The sequence below is a fragment of the Kaistella sp. genome, assembly GCF_032060305.1.
Lineage (GTDB): Bacteria > Bacteroidota > Bacteroidia > Flavobacteriales > Weeksellaceae > Kaistella > Kaistella yananensis.
In genome coordinates, this window is record NZ_DAMBHK010000123.1 from 1 (window position 1) to 3,285 (window position 3,285).

Consider the following 3,285-nt stretch of genomic DNA (forward strand, 5'->3'; position numbering starts at 1 on the left):
GATAAGAAAAAAGCACTCGCGCTGGTGCTTGACAAACTAGATAAAACCTACGGAAAAGGTACCGTAATGACTTTGGGAGACGACTCTGTGGATACTTCCATTGAAGTGATTCCTTCCGGATCTCTCGGGCTTGACCTCGCTTTAGGAGTTGGCGGATACCCTAAAGGAAGAGTGATTGAAATCTACGGTCCGGAATCTTCGGGAAAAACAACTTTAACCCTGCACGCTATTGCAGAAGCTCAGAAGATGGGCGGAATTGCAGCATTTATTGATGCGGAGCACGCATTCGACAGGCATTATGCTTCCAAATTAGGAATTAATCTTGATGACTTAATCATTTCGCAGCCGGATAATGGTGAGCAGGCTTTGGAAATTGCCGATAACCTGATCCGTTCGGGTGCGATTGATATCGTGGTGATCGACTCTGTTGCGGCTTTAACTCCAAAAGCGGAGATTGAAGGCGAAATGGGAGATTCCAAAATGGGGCTTCATGCAAGACTGATGTCTCAGGCACTCAGAAAACTTACTGCTACAATTTCGAAAACTAAATGTACCGTAATTTTCATTAACCAGTTGAGAGAAAAAATCGGGGTGATGTTCGGAAATCCGGAAACTACAACCGGTGGTAATGCACTGAAATTTTACGCTTCCGTAAGAATTGATATAAGAAAGGCAAGTGCACCAATCAAAACCGGTGATGAAGCTGTTGGTAGCCGGGTGAAGGTGAAAATCGTGAAGAATAAAGTAGCTCCTCCGTTTAAAATGGCTGAATTCGACATTATGTACGGTGAAGGCGTATCGAAAGTAGGCGAAATTCTGGATATGGCGGTAGAAACCGGAGTGGTGAAGAAAAGCGGATCATGGTTCAGCTACGAAGAAACCAAACTAGGACAAGGCCGCGATGCAGTGCGTGATATGTTGAAAGACAATCCGGAACTTGCAGAAGAACTGGAAGCAAAAATTAAAGATAATTTACGCGAAAAATAATCCGAAAGGAAAATTATTATTACAAAAGACAGCGATATGCTGTCTTTTTTTGTTGCAATCTGAAAGAAAATGACATTTTGACACTTTCCCCGCGATGGTACTTTTTTTGAAAAATCTGTTCAAATTAAATTTCAAAATTATGACTAAAGGAAATATCAATGTATCAGTGGAAAATATTTTCCCGCTCATTAAAAAATTTCTCTACAGCGACCACGAAATCTTCCTTCGCGAACTGATTTCTAATGCAACAGACGCCACTTTGAAATTAAAACATCTTACCAATGTGGGCGAAGCAAATGTGGCTTACGGAAATCCACAGATTGAGGTTAAAGTCGATAAAGAAAACAAAAAGCTTCACATCATCGATCAGGGACTTGGGATGACAGGCGAGGAGGTGGAGAAATACATCAACCAGGTAGCTTTTTCCGGCGCTGAAGAATTCCTCGAAAAATATAAAGACAGTGCCAAAGATGCAGGTATTATCGGCCATTTCGGGCTTGGATTTTATTCCGCATTCATGGTTGCAGAGAAAGTGGAGATTTTAACAAAATCTTACAAAGAAGGCGAATCTGCAGTGCGCTGGATCTGCGACGGCAGCCCGGAGTTTACTTTGGAAGAAACTACAGATAAAACCGACAGAGGAACAGAAATCATTCTTCATATCGCTGAAGATTCTACAGAGTTTCTGGAAGAATCGAGAATCCGTGAACTGTTGTTAAAGTACAACAAGTTCATGCCTGTACCGATTAAATTCGGAACCAGAACCGAGACTTTACCTTTGCCGGAAGATGCTGCAGAAGATGCAAAACCGGAAACCAAAGAAGTTGATAACATCATCAACAATCCAACTCCCGCGTGGACGAAAGCTCCGGCTGATTTAAAAGATGAGGATTACCTGAATTTCTACAGAGAACTGTACCCAATGCAGTTTGAAGATCCTTTGTTCCACATTCATTTGAATGTTGATTATCCGTTCAATTTAACGGGTGTGCTCTTCTTTCCGAAACTGGGTAACAACCTGAACATCGAAAAAGATAAAATTCAGTTGTACCAGAATCAGGTTTTTGTTACCGATGAGGTGAAGGGAATTGTTCCGGACTTCCTGATGTTGCTGCGAGGCGTAATCGATTCTCCGGATATTCCGCTGAACGTGTCGCGTTCATATCTTCAGGCCGACGGTGCGGTGAAGAAAATTTCTTCTTACATCACCAAAAAAGTGGCCGATAAAATGGCGGCGCTGATGAATGAAAACCGTGAAGATTACGAGAAAAAGTGGAATGACATTAAAATCGTAATTGAATACGGAATGATCTCTGAAGAGAAATTCTATGATAAATCCGACAAATTTGCGCTTTATCCGAACGTTGATGGAAAATACTTCCTTTGGAATGAACTTGAAGAGAAAATTAAAGCGAACCAGACTGACAAAGACGGTAATCTTGTGATTCTTTATGCAAGCAATGAACATGATCAGCACAGTTATATTCAGGCAGCGCAGGATAAAGGCTACGAAGTTTTATTGCTCGATTCGCCCATCGTGCCGCATTTGATTCAGAAATTTGAAGCTTCGAAAGAGAAAATTCAGTTTGCAAGGGTAGATGCAGATCACATTAACAATCTTATTAAAAAAGATGAGCCTGCGATCTCCAAATTGAATGATACCGAAAAGGAAACCTTGAAGAAAAGCGTGGAAGAAGGTATTGCTGATACCAAATTCACCGTGCAGCTCGAGGATCTGGAAAGTACCGATGCGCCGTTCATCATCACCCAGCCGGAGTTTATCCGAAGAATGAAAGACATGCAGGCAACAGGCGGTGGCGGAATGTTCGGGATGGGCAACTTCCCGGAAATGTATAATCTGGTAGTGAATACCAACAGCGACCTCGCCGGCAAAATTCTTTCCACAGAAAGTGCCGAAGAAAAGACTTCACACATTAAGCAAGCCTTAGATTTGGCGAAACTGTCGCAGAATCTTCTGAAAGGTAAGGAGCTTACCGAATTCATCCAACGAAGCTATCAGCAGCTTGGGAAATAATTCGTGAAGAGTTTAAATACTTAATAATAGCAATCCCGTTTCATTTATTTGAAGCGGGATTTTTATGAGTCATCGGTACAGAAAATGGCTGCGCAAGTGTTAGAAATGATTCCGCAAGCGTCAGAAATGGTTGCGCAAGCGTCAGAAATGGTTGCGCAAGTGTTAGAAATGGTTCCGCAAATATCAGAAACGATTCCGCAAACGCCTTTAGGGACCAAATTTGTGCAAGACCAGCTTTTTGTTAAAGTTCGTGCAATGGACTC

Annotated in this window: 2 protein-coding genes; both read left to right on the forward strand. The window is 42.0% G+C overall.

The window, feature by feature from the left end; all coding sequences use genetic code 11:
- The coding region (gene recA, locus V5N63_RS11445; RefSeq protein WP_332034045.1) for a recombinase RecA at positions 1 to 987 on the forward strand (987 nt) is incomplete at its 5' end.
- Between the two features lie 139 nt (positions 988 to 1,126).
- Positions 1,127 to 3,022, forward strand: coding sequence for a molecular chaperone HtpG (gene htpG / locus V5N63_RS11450; RefSeq protein ID WP_332034046.1), 1,896 nt, complete (start codon positions 1,127 to 1,129; stop codon positions 3,020 to 3,022).
- The last annotated feature ends 263 nt before the right edge of the window (positions 3,023 to 3,285 follow it).